Origin of the sequence: Paenibacillus canaveralius (assembly GCF_047238265.1) — a bacterium.
GTDB lineage: Bacteria > Bacillota > Bacilli > Paenibacillales > NBRC-103111 > Paenibacillus_F.
The window spans coordinates 102,657-117,561 of record NZ_JBDFMM010000001.1; the positions used below are offsets into that span (position 1 = coordinate 102,657).

At 49.0% G+C, this 14,905-nt stretch carries 16 protein-coding genes; all 16 read left to right on the top strand.

What is annotated here, in order from left to right:
* Positions 1–207: 207 nt before the first annotated feature.
* The 16 genes from ABC395_RS00490 (at position 208) to ABC395_RS00565 (ending at position 14,841) form a co-directional block, all read left to right on the top strand.
* Entirely contained in the window at positions 208–2,826 is a 2,619-nt protein-coding gene (locus ABC395_RS00490; protein ID WP_413000141.1) for a stalk domain-containing protein, read from the top strand.
* Between the two features lie 88 nt (positions 2,827–2,914).
* On the top strand, positions 2,915–4,102 hold the full coding sequence (locus tag ABC395_RS00495) for a sensor histidine kinase (RefSeq protein WP_413000142.1): 1,188 nt from the start codon (positions 2,915–2,917) through the stop codon (positions 4,100–4,102).
* The gene (locus ABC395_RS00500) at positions 4,074–4,799 is read left to right on the top strand and encodes a response regulator (protein WP_009677083.1); all 726 of its coding nucleotides are present in this window, start codon (positions 4,074–4,076) and stop codon (positions 4,797–4,799) included. The genes ABC395_RS00495 and ABC395_RS00500 overlap by 29 nt, the downstream gene beginning before the upstream one ends.
* A gap of 176 nt (positions 4,800–4,975) precedes the next feature.
* Positions 4,976–5,242 carry a hypothetical protein gene (locus ABC395_RS00505; RefSeq protein ID WP_413000143.1) on the top strand — a complete coding sequence of 89 codons (267 nt, stop codon included), beginning with the start codon at positions 4,976–4,978 and terminating at the stop codon, positions 5,240–5,242.
* An 83-nt stretch (positions 5,243–5,325) separates the two neighbouring features.
* On the top strand, positions 5,326–6,816 hold the full coding sequence (locus tag ABC395_RS00510) for a hypothetical protein (protein WP_413000144.1): 1,491 nt from the start codon (positions 5,326–5,328) through the stop codon (positions 6,814–6,816).
* Positions 6,773–7,585 carry a helicase-related protein gene (locus ABC395_RS00515; RefSeq protein ID WP_413000145.1) on the top strand — a complete coding sequence of 271 codons (813 nt, stop codon included), beginning with the start codon at positions 6,773–6,775 and terminating at the stop codon, positions 7,583–7,585. The genes ABC395_RS00510 and ABC395_RS00515 overlap by 44 nt, the downstream gene beginning before the upstream one ends.
* 99 nt (positions 7,586–7,684) lie before the next feature.
* A complete protein-coding gene (locus ABC395_RS00520) occupies positions 7,685–8,506 on the top strand; it encodes a ComFC family protein (protein ID WP_413000146.1) in 822 nt (273 codons plus the stop codon).
* A 128-nt stretch (positions 8,507–8,634) separates the two neighbouring features.
* Positions 8,635–9,051, top strand: coding sequence for a flagellar protein (locus ABC395_RS00525; RefSeq protein WP_413000147.1), 417 nt, complete (start codon positions 8,635–8,637; stop codon positions 9,049–9,051).
* Positions 9,052–9,196: 145 nt separating this feature from the next.
* Positions 9,197–9,460: a flagellar biosynthesis anti-sigma factor FlgM gene (gene flgM, locus ABC395_RS00530; protein ID WP_103996884.1), complete on the top strand. Its 264-nt coding sequence runs from the start codon at positions 9,197–9,199 to the stop codon at positions 9,458–9,460.
* A gap of 24 nt (positions 9,461–9,484) precedes the next feature.
* The gene (locus ABC395_RS00535; protein ID WP_413000148.1) at positions 9,485–9,985 is read left to right on the top strand and encodes a flagellar protein FlgN; all 501 of its coding nucleotides are present in this window, start codon (positions 9,485–9,487) and stop codon (positions 9,983–9,985) included.
* Between the two features lie 51 nt (positions 9,986–10,036).
* Positions 10,037–11,602, top strand: coding sequence for a flagellar hook-associated protein FlgK (gene flgK / locus ABC395_RS00540; RefSeq protein WP_413000149.1), 1,566 nt, complete (start codon positions 10,037–10,039; stop codon positions 11,600–11,602).
* Positions 11,603–11,615: 13 nt separating this feature from the next.
* Positions 11,616–12,527: a flagellar hook-associated protein FlgL gene (gene flgL, locus ABC395_RS00545; protein ID WP_413000150.1), complete on the top strand. Its 912-nt coding sequence runs from the start codon at positions 11,616–11,618 to the stop codon at positions 12,525–12,527.
* 12 nt (positions 12,528–12,539) lie between these two features.
* Positions 12,540–13,112 (top strand): DUF6470 family protein, encoded by a 573-nt coding sequence (locus ABC395_RS00550; RefSeq protein WP_413000151.1) that lies wholly within the window; start codon positions 12,540–12,542, stop codon positions 13,110–13,112.
* 63 nt (positions 13,113–13,175) lie between these two features.
* On the top strand, positions 13,176–13,607 hold the full coding sequence (gene fliW, locus ABC395_RS00555; RefSeq protein WP_413000152.1) for a flagellar assembly protein FliW: 432 nt from the start codon (positions 13,176–13,178) through the stop codon (positions 13,605–13,607).
* Between the two features lies 1 nt (position 13,608).
* A complete protein-coding gene (gene csrA / locus ABC395_RS00560; protein WP_413000153.1) occupies positions 13,609–13,836 on the top strand; it encodes a carbon storage regulator CsrA in 228 nt (75 codons plus the stop codon).
* A gap of 165 nt (positions 13,837–14,001) precedes the next feature.
* On the top strand, positions 14,002–14,841 hold the full coding sequence (locus ABC395_RS00565; protein WP_042233793.1) for a flagellin N-terminal helical domain-containing protein: 840 nt from the start codon (positions 14,002–14,004) through the stop codon (positions 14,839–14,841).
* Positions 14,842–14,905 lie beyond the last annotated feature (64 nt).

Below are 14,905 nucleotides of genomic sequence, written 5' to 3' on the forward strand. Positions count from 1 at the left end.
TCGTCTATCCTCAAAAAAGCATAAAAAGACCGATTTTAGACGCGATTATTCCAGTTTGGACCAAATTGCAGGCGTTTTGCTCTCTTTTCTCAATTACTCTAGGAAAAATCACATAAATTTCGTAACTTTTTAGCTAGTTTAAGAGTCTATACTATTGTGTGTCCTAGTTGATTTTACCTATTCAGGAGAGAGGAAAGTGAAAGAAGAATGAGGTTTACCAACAAGCTGTGGAGATCGACACTCGCATTCGTCGTTGCTTTTCAGGTAGTCGTATCCCTGCCTGTTCCCACTTTTGCCGCTGACCCTACGGTTACTTTGAAGTCGGAGAGTATTTTAACTTCGGGTGCCGTTATGAAGAAGTATGTTTGGAACTTTACCAGAAACAACAAGAAGGTCTCGGCTACCGCTAACGTAGTAGAAGTAGACTTGACGAACCCGTATGTGAAACTGGATGTAATTGCGGGCAAAAATAATCAGTTTACCGACAAGCAGACGGTGGCTACTATGGCTAAAGCGGCCGGCGCAGTCGCGGCGGTTAACGGGGACTTTTTTAATACGCAAGCGGAAGGCGTGCCCTTGGGCCCGCAAATCACCAACGGACAAATCATGTCCACTCCATCCAACAAGATGTCCGGATTGTACGCTTTTGGGATAACAAAGGATAACAAGCCGGTGATTGACCTGTTTGCTTTCCAAGGGGCGGTAAAAGCCAAGGACGGCGCTTCCTTCGAACTCGGAGGCATCAACAAAACGTACTATTGGTATGATGACGGTACTCACAGCCATACGGACGGGTTGTTCATGTATACCGATGCTTGGGGACAGGTGGACCGTTCGAATGACGGGAAATCCGTACCGACCGAAGTCCTGGTACAAGACGGGGTTATCAAACAAATCGCACCGGACACGGTTATTAAAATCGAGCCGCCTAAGAACGGGTATATTTTAAGAGCCGCGGGCAAATCCGCTCAATTCGTTAAAGAACATTTAAAAGTCGGAGATCCTCTTACGGCAAACTATGCATTTATTAACCAGCGTACAGGGACGGCTTATGCAAACGATGCTTTTAAAACGATGATCGGGGGCCACTCCATCCTCGTAGACGCGGCCAAAGCCACTTCGTTCTCGCGCGACGTTTCCTCCCTCGGAGGATACCGTTCACGTACAGGTGTGGGTTACTCACAGGATATGAAGAAGGCTTACCTGGTTACAGCCGATAAGAATGATAACAGTGCAGGTATGAGTCTGCAGGAATTCCAGCGTTTTCTGATTCAAATCGGGGCATACAAAGCGATGAATCTGGACGGCGGCGGTTCCACGCAAATGGTCGAACGTCCTCTGGGCACGAACAATATCCAGCTGGCCCATGTAACGGAATATGGCACACAGAGGGCGGTCGTGAATGCCTTGGGAGTTTTCTCGACGGCACCGAAAGGCCAGCCGAAGGGCTTCACTATGAAAGGCGACACGGAGCTGTTCCTGAACGAGAAAGCGACGTTCACCTTCAGTGGTTATGACGAATATTACAACCCGATTGTTTCGGAAAGCGTTCAGCCGACCTGGAGCGTTTCTAACAATCTTGGAAAATTCGAAGGAAATGCCTTCATTCCTACGAGCTTCGGCAGCGGTAAAATTACGGCAACAACAAGTGCAGGCTCGTCGAACCTGGATGTAAAAGTAATACGCCGTGCGGACATCAGCTCTATGAAGGTTTCGAAAGCGAGCGGACAAGGGCTTGTTGCGGGCGGAAGCTACAATCTGAGCGTAACCGCGACGACCAAGAGCGGCAAAACCAAAGAAATTTCCCCGGCATCGCTTGAGTGGGAAGTGCTCGGCGTGAAGGGCGAAGTCAAGAACGGCGTCCTGAAAGTGGACAGCCTGGAGGGCAGCAAGAATGCTCAAGTTATCGCCCGGTACGACGGTTACAGCAGTATGTTGAACATTCCGCTCGGCAATGAATCCATGTGGTACAACCTCGACGACAAGTCGGTGCTTACGACGACGGAAAGTTTCCCGGCAGAGGTTGACACGAAGCTAAGCATCGTGAAGAACGAGTCCGGTAACAACAGTCTGCAGCTTGCTTACGATTTTACAAAAGGCAGCGGCAACAAGGCGTCGTATGCGGTCTTTAACAATACCGGTGCGCAGTTATACGGCTATCCGCAAACGATCAATCTTAAGGTAAAAGGCGACGAAAGCCAGAACTGGCTCCGTGCCGAAGTAATTGATGCGGATGGCAAAAAAGAACTGGTAGAGCTCGCCAAAAACATCAACTGGCAGGGTTGGAAGTCCATTTCGGCCAACTTGTCAGGCCTTAATCTGAAATACCCGCTTACATTGCGCAGCATTTATGTGGTTAATCCCGAGCAGGGTCAGGACGAACGTGCGCTGCAAGGTAAAATCGAGCTTGACGATATTTCCTTCAGCTATCCGAATTATGGGACTCCGTCCGGCAGCTTGAACAAGGTAACCTTGCAAATCGGCAACCAGATGGCAACCGTCAACGGGAAATCATACTGGCTGGAGCAGGCCCCGATTAACGACCGCGGCAACACACTGGTACCGACCCGCTTTGTTTCCGAAGCGCTGGGAGCGAAAGTCCTGTGGGATCAGGAGGCACTCCGTGCAACGGTTGTTAAAGACGGGAACATCGTCGATATGTGGAACAATGAACTGGATTTAATCACGAACGGCAAGCGGGTTACCGCCGAGGTTCCGCCGCGTATCATGAACAATTTAACGATGGTTCCACTGCGTCTGCTGACTGAAACTTTAGGCTGGAAAGTCACGTGGAATCAGGCCGAACAGATCGTTAACCTGCAATAAATAGTTCTATTAGTTTACTCTCAAACAGCACAAAGTATGGTACTATAGAAGGCAGACCAATTTGTTTTGAAAAGGGGCTTGGAGCGATTTGCAGGTGGATGCATTAGACCGTGTCATCAAGAACGCCATCGAAGTCATGGAGAGCAGCAAGTACCAGGTATTCGAAATTTGCGAAAGCGCCCGGGGCGAACGAGAGTCGCTTCTTAGGGAATTAAGTCAAGTTAAGGATGAAGTTACCCAGACGATCGAGCTGGTGGACAACCTGGAACGTGACTACAAACGTGCGCGTATCCGTCTTACGGAAGTAAGCCGTGACTTTGCCAGATACCGGGAAAATGACATCAAAACCGCCTACGAGGCGGCTATATCGCTCCAACTGCAGCTTACGGTATCGAGGGAAAAAGAGAATCACCTGAAAGAAAGACGCAACGACATCCAACAAAGAATCAAAAACGTAGACAAACAGCTCGAGCGGGCGGAAATGATCGTCTCCCAGATGAATGTCGTTCTCGAATATTTATCGGGTGATCTTAATCAGGTCACCCGTATTCTGGAGTCGGCCAAAAACCGCCAACTGCTCGGGCTGAAAATAATTTTGGCCCAGGAAGACGAGCGCAAGCGCATGGCCCGCGAGATTCATGACGGGGTAGCGCAGACTATGGCGAACGTCGTACTTCGCACGGAAATTGCGGAGCGCATGGTAACCAAACAGGAATATACGGCGGCAAAGGAAGAACTCATAGATCTTAAGTCCCAGCTGCGGTGCGGGCTGGAAGAAGTTCGCAAAATGATCTTCAATCTCAGGCCGATGGCGCTGGACGATCTGGGCTTGATTCCGACCGTACGTAAATTCGTCCAGGATTTTGAAGATAAGACACAGGTACATACGAAGCTTGAAATTTCAGGCAAAGAAACGAGACTTCCATCGGGAATGGAGGTCGCTATTTTCCGCCTGATTCAGGAAACCTTCTCCAATATTCTCAAGCATGCCCATGCAACGTTCGTTACACTTGAGCTGTCTTTCCAGGAGGATCTGGTCAGTATCTCCATTAACGATAACGGAATCGGGTTCAATGTGGATTTGACGGAGCACAAGATTGCCAAGGGCAACAACTTTGGCATTATCGGGATGCGGGAACGGTTGAAGTTACTCGAAGGGGACATGGCCATCTACTCAGAAAAGGACGTGGGAACGAAGATTACGATGTTGATTCCCATTCGCGCAGAGAACAAGGAGGAAATTGGTAATGGACAACCAGGGGAGTCCCAAGCGTAATGTAAGACTCATTCTTGCGGACGATCATCAGCTGTTTCGCGAAGGCCTCAAACGGATCATTAATATGGAAGACGATATGGAAGTCATCGGGGAATGCGGCGACGGTATTCAGGTTATCGAACTCTGCAATGAAATGCAGCCGGACGTAGTCCTTATGGATATTAACATGCCGCTGGAAAACGGCGTCGTTGCTACCGAGCGGTTAAAGCTCATTTTTCCCGACGTTAAGGTGATTATCCTTTCGATTCATGACGATGAGAGTTATGTATTTGAGACGCTTCGCAAAGGTGCTTCCGGATATTTGCTGAAGGACATGGAGGCGGAGGCGCTGATCAATGCGATTCGCTCCGTTGTAGCCGGACATGCCTATATACACCCGAAAGTAACCGGTAAATTGATCAACCAGCTTCGTCGTATGACATATCTGGATGATAACGGTGTCATGGGATCGGGCAACGGTGTTCAGGAATCAGGCCTGAAATATATTCATGTTCCGACAAGCCCGCTGACCAAGCGTGAAGCGGAAGTTTTGCGTTTGATGGCTGAAGGTAAAAGCAACAAGCTGATCGGAGAATTCCTTTATATCAGTGAGAAAACGGTAAAAAATCATGTGAGCAGCATTCTGCAGAAGATGGAAGTAGACGACCGCACTCAGGCCGTTATTATCGCCATCAAAAACGGCTGGGTGACTCTCTAGGAACCAACCCTCCCGCCAAGGCATATAGTATGCTAAGGGAGGGAGCCGTCATGTGGACCGGATTGATGTTATTTGTAGGGAGCTACATCTTCTGTGTATGTATGCTCCATGCGTTAAAACGCCCCAGTGAAACGCTACGTTCGTACCACTTGCTTTTAGTGACCAAGGATAACCAAATGCATATCGAATGGTATATCCGTTCTTTGTTTTTTATTGCGAGGTTTAGTGGAAAATCGTTGTCCGTATCCGTAATTGACGAAGGTTCTACAGACGATACGCTGCGGATCGCCGAGAGGCTTTCACGTTCCTACGAGCTTAAGATTAGAACGGTTTTGCCCGAATCTTCCTGGGAAGAATGGGCTTTCTCATCCGAGCGCGATAACCTCGTGGTTATGCATGTGAGCAACCAGAAGCAGCTCGTTAAACTTCCGTTGTTTGAGTAAACATCTAGGATGATGTATTGGCTTTGTGCGTCTATGGTTTGCGTAATCGTTTACAACCGAATAAGCGTTGAAGTGGGTGAGTCATGAAAGTTCAGGTATACGCTGCTGCCGACGAAAATGATTGGCAATGGCACATTTCCCTTGCGATGGCCGTCGACTTCACGTACTGGTTCGAGCGGCTCGGACGTTCTGTCCGGATTGTGCTGCTGGAGCCTCCTGTTTCAATAGGACAAGCTCTGGCCCTCATTGATTTGCTGAGTTCTCCCTCTTGCAAGAAACGTTTATCTTCTATTACCCTCGAAACCCACCTGTCTATTTGCTCGCCTCATTTGTTAAGACAAGATTCTCTCCTTCAGGAAAATAACACGCTGCCTATCCACCGTTCTTACTCTACTGGTAAAAGAAATTCCTCCCAAGCGAATTCCGATTGTTTCACCCCCTCTAATGCCATTTATCCTAATTCTTCGTCACCTGAGTCGTTAAGTGATTTTTTGCAAGCATCGGCTTTAAACAGTTCTACAGTAGATTTACGACATTCTCCAGCCCCAGATAGCAGAAATAACACCTTCTCTTTCCTCCCGGAAGAACTAGCGCGTCTTTCCTCGCCTATGCCTACTGAAATCATTCAATCTCTCCTTTTCCGTTCAATAGACTACGACAGTTGGTTTACTTGCGCCCTATCTGTGTTTCCTGACAATTTAATCACGTATGACCGGCTTATAGAAGCACTGCACGGCAGAAGTCTTTTGAGTGAAGAAGTTATTCGTTTGCTGGAGGCTTCCGGTATGACAGAGCTTTTGGAAAACGGAGTTTGGAAGGATTACATTCAAGCGGCTTATTTAAACGGAGATATCACCTTAACCAATGGATTACAGAGTAAGCGAACAAGAAAGTTTCCCGAATTTTGGCGCCGGCAGACCGATTACAGCTGTAAAAGGTGTGGAAGCGGAAAACTTCATTTTACGCCCTGTTATCATTGCGGGACGGATTGCCCGTATTGTGAAGAGTGTCTGACCATGGGAAGAGTACGCTCATGTACTTTGCTGATTGAAGGAACTAAGGGGAGCGGCGGAGACGAGGGGAATGCTTTCGGGCTGCCTGATGTAAAAGCAGGCCCGAGGGGGATGACTGGTCATAAAAAGACCACAAGGGCATCGGCAAATGTTCTTGATACGGAGGTTTATTTGACCCCATGGGGGCTGAGCCCGGCTCAAACGGCAGCTTCGAAGGAAGCGCTGGCGTTTTTAAGCGGCACTTTACCCGATAGCTCAACCGATAGTAAAGAGGCGGCAGGAGGAGCAGGGATACTCCAAAACGCCGGATGCTCCGGCGGGAGAGCAGGCAGCGGCAGAGCAGCGCCCAGTTTCCTGATCTGGGCGGTTACAGGAGCGGGAAAGACCGAAATGATTTTCCCGCTCCTCCAATACGAGCTTGCGCACGGTCGCAAGATCGCCATCGCTACGCCGCGCCGGGACGTCGTGCTCGAGACTGCAGCCGCGCCTGACGCGCGCGTTCGAGGGCCGCAGCATCGTGACGCTGTACGGCGGCGGCAGCCAAACCTGGGAAAGCGGTGATATCACGATCGCAACCACGCATCAGCTTATGCGCTTCGCGCATGCTTTTGATGCCGTGATTATCGACGAGATCGACGCTTTCCCGTACCTGAACAGCGCGGCGCTGGAATTCGCCGCGCGCAAAGCTCTTGCGCCGGGAGGACGCTACGTCCTCCTCTCGGCGACGCCCCCGCGGGCACTGCAGCGCGAGGCGGCGTCGGGACGCCTGCCTCACGTCACCGTGCCCGTGCGTTTTCACCGGCATCCGCTGCCTGTGCCCAGGCGGGTGCCGGTGCCCTCGCTGCGGCGTATTCTCCGCAGCAGTGCCCTGCCCCAGACGCTGCGTACGCGTCTGGAGGGCTCGCTCGAACGCGGCGCGCAGCTGTTCGTGTTCGTGCCGGAGATCAAGCTGGTGGACCCGCTTGTCGGGCTGCTCCAAGGCCTCTGGCCGGACAAGGTTATCGCTGGCACATCGTCCAAAGACCGCGAAAGGTCGGTGAAGGTAACCGACTTTCGCGGCAAGGTTACGGACATTCTGGTCACGACTACGATATTGGAACGCGGCGTAACCGTACCCAAAACGGATGTATTCATCCTGGATGCGGATTCCAGTCTGTTTAATGAAGCCGCTTTGGTTCAAATGGCGGGCCGCGCGGGAAGATCGAAAGATGATCCCAAGGGTCTTGTCTTTTTTGCAGGGCCGGAAAATACCGTGTCTCAAAGAGGGGCTATCCGGCAGATTAGAAAAATGAACCGGACAGCACGGAGAAGGGGATATTTATTAAAGTAAGTTAGTTGAAGTGAATGGGTGGAATTAAATTAGCGAAGTGAGATAGCGAAAATAAGCTAGCGGAAGTAAAGCAGGTAACTTGGAAGGGAGTATAAACGAATGATCGGTCTTACTAATCCCAAGCTGCCCGGGGAATGGTGGAGCAAGGTAAAACGATGGTTTCAGTTTTCTGAAGCTGAGGTAAACACCCGTGGTATAGAGGGGATTAATTGCATCTGCTGCGGCGGACGCAGAAATTCCGCCAAAGAGAGTCTCGGGCTTTGCATGACCTGTTTTAACGCCATTCCTTGGATAATGGCTGTCCGCTGCCCGGTTTGCGGCCGTCCGGATGATTGCCCGGACTGTGTCCGGCGTATATCGTGCTTTTTCCGGTACAGTCGAAGTGCGGTCCGCTATAACTCCCTGATGAAAGAGTGGCTCGCCTCCTACAAATACAGGGGCAATGAACGCCTGCTCCCACTTTTCTCGGGAATGCTGGTGCATGCCTATCATCAATTGATTAAAGAATTGCCTGCTGCCGGTCAGGAAGGTCCGGGCCTCCATTGCATCAGTTACGTACCTATGAATACGAGCCGGCTGGAGGAAAGGGGCTTCAACCAGGCTGAGGCCATGGCGGCAGAGCTGGGGAGACGGCTCTCGCTGCCCGTGATGCCTCTGCTGCAGCGGACAAGACACACGGCTAAGCAAAGCTTCAAGTCGAGAGGGGAGCGGCTCAACGATCTCCAGGGAGCCTTCAAGCTTCTTGGGGAAGCCGAGGAGTCGCTTAAGCGGAAGCAGGTGGAGCTCGCGTGTCAAGGAAAGCCGGTCCGGATCTTCCTATTGGACGATGTCTACACAACAGGGAGTACTCTAAACCAATGTGCCCGGGCTATAACGCAATCCTTGCCGGCAGAGGTTTACGGACTGATGTGGGCTCGGTAATTTGGCTATACCGCACACGTGGATAGGAAGAACATATTTCCAACTCTTTCAGAAGGCCCCTTCTCAACGCAAGTCCAATACGTTACACTAGTCGTATACTATACTTGAAGCTTGATAAGGTGATTATAATGAGTATGAACGTTCAGAACTGCCCGCGCTGCGGAAAGCTGTTTGTGAAAGGATTCGCCGAAACTTGCCCGGCCTGCGTCAAAGACATCGAGGCTCAGTATGTTGCTTGTGCGGACTATCTGCGGCAGAATCGTAAATGCGATCTCCAGGAACTGCATGAAGAGACGGAAGTCCCTATGCGCCAAATTATCCGTTTTATTCGCGAGGGCCGCATTTCGATAGCCGATTCACCGAATTTGACTTATCCCTGCGAAGTTTGCGGAAATCCCATTCGTGAACATACCATGTGCGATTCCTGCCGCCAGCGCCTCGTACGGGACGTGAACCAGGTAATGGATGAGGGCAAAAACAGCGGAAATACGGAAAAAGACACTCATCATTTTCGTATTACGGACCGCTTAAAAGACCGGCACTAATCAGAAAAGCTGTATTTAACTAAAAAGATCATACCCTTCTGCCGATAATAGTAATAACCATTATCGGTTTTTTTGTAGAATCGAGCCGTGCAGCGGCCTTGGAAAGTAGAGGATCCTCCATCAGATAACAAGAGGTGAATAAACTATGAAAATTAATGATAGCCATCGTATCGGAAATGTAAATCCGTATGCCAAGCATAAGGAACAGTTTCAGACGGCTGCCGCGGATAAACGTAACCGTCCCAAAGACGAAGTTCAAATTTCTACGGAAGCTAAAGAACTGCTTGGAGCCGCGGGGGATGAGAATAGAGTGCGCAGAATAGAAGAATTGAAGCAGCAGGTCAAATCGGGAACCTACCATGTGGAAGCGGGCAAGATTGCCGAGAAGCTCCTTCCGTACCTCAAATAAGACCGGCAGAAACGGGGAAGAGCTGTGTCCGTATCCGAAATCGTCAATGTCTTGAATCGCATTATTGAATGTCACCAGGATCTTCGGGAGCTTGGGGCGAGGAAGAAAGAAGCGATTCTTCAAAACTCCATAGAAGAACTGTCCGCTATTGTCCAGAAAGAATCCAAGGCCGTTAAAGAAATCCAGGAGCTGGATCAGCGCCGTGTAGTCAAGATCAATGAATACATGGTGACACGCTGCTATAAAACGAACCCTTTTATAACTGTCGGGGAATTGGTTAAGCTGGTGTTCAAAGCGGAGGAAAAGCAGCAGTTAATGGATTGCCAGGAGCGGCTTTTGCAAGAAATCAGACAGCTTAAAGAGCTCAATGCCTTAAATCAGCAGCTGGTGGAACAGTCACTGGGCTTTATCGACCTTTCACTCGACCTCCTAACCGCAACACCCGAGCAGGACGCGATCTATGCGAACCCGACCCAGCAGGGACAGGCCAGACGCAAGAACGCTTACTTCGATACACGGGCTTAGCCCGTCACATATTCCGGCCGCTTAAGGCCCAACAGCAAAGGAAGTGAATTTATGCGTTCTACATTTCATGGTCTGGAGCTCGGCAAACGCGGTGTTATCGCACAGCAAGTCGCGCTGAATACAACGGGTCACAACATTACCAACGCCAACACTCCGGGATATTCCCGCCAGGTGGCTCAGATGGTTGCCGCCCGTCCGCTTGAATATCCTTCTGTGACCAATTCGACCTCTCCCGGCCAGCTCGGTATGGGGGTTGAAGTCAATGCGATCCAGCGCATCCGGGATATTTATTTCGACGTGGAATACCGGAATCAGAACTCGTTAATGAACGAATCGAAAGTGATTTCGGAAACGCTAAGCAACATCGAGGGCGTTGTTAACGAACCGTCGGAAAACGGTCTGGCTAAAAATATCACGGAATTTTGGAAAGCCTGGCAGACGCTCAGCAAAAACCCGAGTACGGAAGACCTGGCCGCACGTTCCGCAGTCGTTCAGCAGGCGATGGCGATGGCCGACTCTTTCAACAGCATGGCTAATCAGTTTACAACGATGGGGAACAACATCACGGAAAGAATCAACGTCAAAGTGTCCGAAGCGAACAGCTATGTAACGGAGATCGCGGACTTGACGAAGCAGATTAAGCATATTGAGTCGGGCGGAGATAATGCCAACGACCTCCGTGATAAACGTGACTATCTCGTCGATCAATTGTCCAAGCTCGGTAACGTGAAAGTAACGGAAACGTCTCAGACTTACCAGATCACGTTCGGGGCGAAACAGGTTATCGACGATCTTAATTCGGATTCGATTGTGCAAGCCGATGTGGCGGGCGTCACTTCCGGCGAAATCTTCGGTTATGTCCAATCGCGGGATACATTCATTGCCGAATATACCAAACAAATCGATCTTATGGCTAATACGCTGGCTAACGGCAAAATCGAGGTTACTCTCCCGGCGGGAAGCATTTTGCCTAATGGCATGACACCCCCGGCAGGAGCCAAAATGGACCCGGCCAACCCGCGTAAACTGGCTGCCGATGCGAAGGTAACTGTCGATGGCTTGAACGGACTACACAAGCTCGGATACACCCTCGAAGATCCGGCTACCAACGGGAAGGACTTTTTCGTTACTTCCGACGGATCGGGCAAAATTACCGCAGCGAACATCCGTGTTAACCCGGACATCGCCAAAGACTTGAAGAAGATCGCGGCTTCCCTGCGCATCGAGACCGTCAGCAAACCGCCTGCGGCGCCTACCGACAAAGTCGTGCAAAGCAACGGCGATCTGGCGCTTCTTATCGGCGGCTTGGCTGAGAAGACGTTTGACTTCGGCGGTACAGCCTTGACGGCATCCTCCACGTACGGCGGTTACTATGAAGCGGTAATGAGCCAGTTGGGCGTACAGACCGATCATGCGAAGAAAATGCTCGAGAACGGCGAGCTGCTCACTGACCACGCGGACAGCCTGCGTCAATCGATCAGCGGCGTGTCGCCCGATGAGGAAACGGCCAACCTGATTAAATTCCAGCACGCTTACAACGCTTCGGCTCGTGTTATCACCGTTGTAGATGAAATGCTCGATAAATTGATTAACGGAACCGGCGTTGTCGGCAGATAGGAGGGGTAGCTAAATGCGGATCACACAGAACATGATGAGTTCGTCGATGATGAAAAATCTTCAAACGAACTATAACCGTCTGGATAAATATCAGGAGCAACTGTTAACCCAGCAAAAAATTAACCGGCCTTCCGACGATCCGGTGGGCATATCCAGCTCGCTTCGCTATAGAGGCGAAATCGATATGACGGATCAATTTGCCGAAAATGCCAAGGATGCGGACTCTTGGATGAACTTCACGGATACCGTGATGAACGAAGCTGTGAAAATCCTACAAACGGTCTCCGAAAAAGCCGTACAAGGAGCAACAGAGTCCAATAACCCCGAAGCCAGAAAGATTCTTGGTCAAGAAATTGATGAACTTTATAAACAGATGGTTGCAATCGGCAACTCTCAATTCAAGGGGAAATATATATTTAACGGACAAACGACGGACCAAAAGCCTTTTTCTGACGATCCGGCAAACACTTCTTATAACCTTGATGAAGGTGTTATGCGCTACCAGATAGGTGCAGGAATTTACGTCGATGTAAATTCTCTGGGTAAGGATGTTTTCGGTCCTTTTCAAGACCCGGCTGATCCAACCAAGGCAGCGAATGTTTTTAAAGTATTGGATAACCTTAAAACTGCTTTAACCGGCGATAATACAGCCGACATTGAAAAGAGTATAAAAGAGATTCAGACGACTATGGATCAGGTTCTCTTCGCACAAGCTGATGTCGGTGCCCGCCAAAATCGTCTTCAATTTACAACCGACCGTTTGGAAGATCTGACTTTAAACTACACCGATCTGCAATCTAAAATCGAAGATGTAAATGTACCCAAAACCATTACGGATTTAAAAACTGCGGAGAGCGTATTCCAGGCTTCTCTTGATACGATGGGACGGATTATTCGTCCGAGCTTGCTCGACTTCCTGAGATAAAAGGAGCCTTATATGCAAATTCCGCGTATTCAGATCAGCCAGCAGTACACCAAAATCGGGCTCTCTTCTACGAAGGGTAATTTATCCATCGAACAACCTAAGGCGGAATTAAACCTTCAGCAGGACAATGCCAAAGTTAGCATGGAGACGGAGAAGTCAAGTCTTGAGATTGACTCTACCAGAGCTTGGTCCGCTTTAGGTTCTTCCAAACTCATTGAAATGAGAGATCTTATCGCGCAAAGCGCTTTTGACATTTCTATGCAGAATATCGCGGAGATTGCCCAGAACGGTGACCGAATGATGGAAATCACTAATCATTCCAATGCATTTGCGGACATCGCCCGGCAGAATGCTTTTAAAGACCGGCCTGTGCAGATAACAGCCGAGCCCTCGTATGATAATGTGGATATTCAATATGCACCTAGTGTAATTCATACAACCGTCCAAGAGGGCAAGATTACATTTGATCCCAAGCTGAACTCTCCGAGTATTCAGTATGAAGCCGGCAAGTTAGAAGCCTATGTTACTCAAAAAAATGCGATTTCTTTTTCCGTAGTCGGAGGAAATTGGGATGCATCTATTTAAAGCATATGAGACAATAGCTATAATTTTATAGCTATTCTTTCTTTTTATTAGGAGGAAAAATTAATGATCGTACAATCTACAAGATTTGGTGAAATTGACGTTTCGGATGAGCAGTTGATTACATTTGAAGCGGGTATCTTCGGATTTGAGACTAACCGCCGCTATGCGTTACTCCAATTAGATAACGAAGATCCCACTTTCCACGTACTTCAGTCATTGAGTGATGGGGATTTGGCCTTTGTTATCGCGGAACCTTTTCTGTTTGAGCCTGCCTATGAGTTTGAGCTCCCCAAGGCTGTCAGCGAACAGCTTGAAATAAAGAACGAAGGGGACACGCGGGTATTTGGCATTGTAAGTGTACGAGCCAAGGATAATGTTACGATGAATCTCAAGGCACCCATCATTTTGAATAAAAAAAGCAATAAAGCGGCTCAGATTATATTGGAAAACACGAATTACCCGATCCGATATTCTTTAATCAAGGGGGGAGCCTGATATGCTGATACTTTCCCGCCTAAAAGGTGAGAAAATTATAATCGGTCAGGACATCGTCCTCACGGTATTGGATGTTGCCGGAGATCAGGTGAGGATCGGAATAGAAGCGCCTAAAGATATTCCGATTCATCGTGAGGAGATTTACAAGGCTATTCAAGCGGAAAACCAAGCGGCGGTTAATATGGATCTTAATGCCGCATCCTTGATAAAAGCCGTTAAAGGCAAATAATTTTTTTCATTTTTATCAAAATAGCTCTAAAGTAACTATCCCTGTGATCCGATATATATATTATGGGAGGCAAGCGGGCTTTGGCGGCCGACTAAACTCGCTGAATCCACAATTAGGTGAACGCAAGGATGCGATCACTGCCTACATTCAAGGAGGAATATAATCATGCGTATTAACCACAACATCAGCTCTTACAATGCACAACGTCAACTGGGCTCCAACAATACTGCACAAAGCAAATCCCTGGAGAAACTTTCTTCCGGTTTCCGTATCAACCGTGCGGCTGACGATGCAGCTGGCCTGGCTATCTCCGAGAAAATGCGTAACCAAATCCGTGGTCTGGAGCAAGCTTCCAAGAACTCTTTGGACGGTATCTCCCTGATCCAAACAGCTGAGGGTGCTCTTAACGAAACACACGCTATGCTGCAACGTATGGGCGAACTGTTCACTCAAGCGGCGAACGAAGTGTTGACTACATCCGACACTGCTAAGATCAAAACCGAAGTAGACGCACTTAGCAACCAAATCGACGCTATTGCGAACCAAACTCAATTCAACACCAAGAAACTTCTTGATGGTTCCACAACTACTTTGAAGTTCCAAGTAGGAGCTAACAAAGGTGAAACTATCGATTTGACTCTTGTAAGCATGAAAGCAGCTACTCTTAGCGTAGATGCAGGTTCCCTGAAAGATATTTCGGCTTCTGCAGCTGCTGATATCAACAAAGATGCTGCTGAAAACATGGAATTGGTTCAAAAAGCTATCGATACAGTTTCCACAACTCGTTCTAACCTGGGTGCCGTTCAAAACCGTCTGGAGCACACGATCAACAACTTGGGTACAACTGCTGAGAACCTTCAAGCTGCTGAATCCCGTATTCGTGACGTAGACATGGCTAAAGAAATGAGCGAATTCACGAAGAACGGAATTCTTCAACAAGCTGCTACTGCGATGCTTGCTCAAGCTAACCAACAGCCGCAAGGCGTTCTGCAATTGCTTCGTTAATTCATGAGAGAAGCCGGCCGGAATTCCGGTCGGCTTTTTTGACATATCGACAGGTGATGGGAGA

Excerpts from the sequence above, each read along its gene's own strand:
- ABC395_RS00500 (WP_009677083.1), top strand. The coding sequence starts at position 4,074 with ATGGACAACCAGGGGAGTCCCAAGCGTAATGTAAGACTCATTCTTGCG.
- flgL (WP_413000150.1), top strand. The coding sequence starts at position 11,616 with ATGCGGATCACACAGAACATGATGAGTTCGTCGATGATGAAAAATCTT.
- ABC395_RS00520 (WP_413000146.1), top strand. The coding sequence starts at position 7,685 with ATGATCGGTCTTACTAATCCCAAGCTGCCCGGGGAATGGTGGAGCAAG.
- ABC395_RS00490 (WP_413000141.1), top strand. The coding sequence starts at position 208 with ATGAGGTTTACCAACAAGCTGTGGAGATCGACACTCGCATTCGTCGTT.
- flgM (WP_103996884.1), top strand. The coding sequence starts at position 9,197 with ATGAAAATTAATGATAGCCATCGTATCGGAAATGTAAATCCGTATGCC.
- ABC395_RS00510 (WP_413000144.1), top strand. The coding sequence starts at position 5,326 with ATGAAAGTTCAGGTATACGCTGCTGCCGACGAAAATGATTGGCAATGG.
- ABC395_RS00565 (WP_042233793.1), top strand. The coding sequence starts at position 14,002 with ATGCGTATTAACCACAACATCAGCTCTTACAATGCACAACGTCAACTG.
- flgK (WP_413000149.1), top strand. The coding sequence starts at position 10,037 with ATGCGTTCTACATTTCATGGTCTGGAGCTCGGCAAACGCGGTGTTATC.
- fliW (WP_413000152.1), top strand. The coding sequence starts at position 13,176 with ATGATCGTACAATCTACAAGATTTGGTGAAATTGACGTTTCGGATGAG.
- ABC395_RS00550 (WP_413000151.1), top strand. The coding sequence starts at position 12,540 with ATGCAAATTCCGCGTATTCAGATCAGCCAGCAGTACACCAAAATCGGG.
- ABC395_RS00505 (WP_413000143.1), top strand. The coding sequence starts at position 4,976 with ATGCATATCGAATGGTATATCCGTTCTTTGTTTTTTATTGCGAGGTTT.
- ABC395_RS00525 (WP_413000147.1), top strand. The coding sequence starts at position 8,635 with ATGAGTATGAACGTTCAGAACTGCCCGCGCTGCGGAAAGCTGTTTGTG.
- csrA (WP_413000153.1), top strand. The coding sequence starts at position 13,609 with ATGCTGATACTTTCCCGCCTAAAAGGTGAGAAAATTATAATCGGTCAG.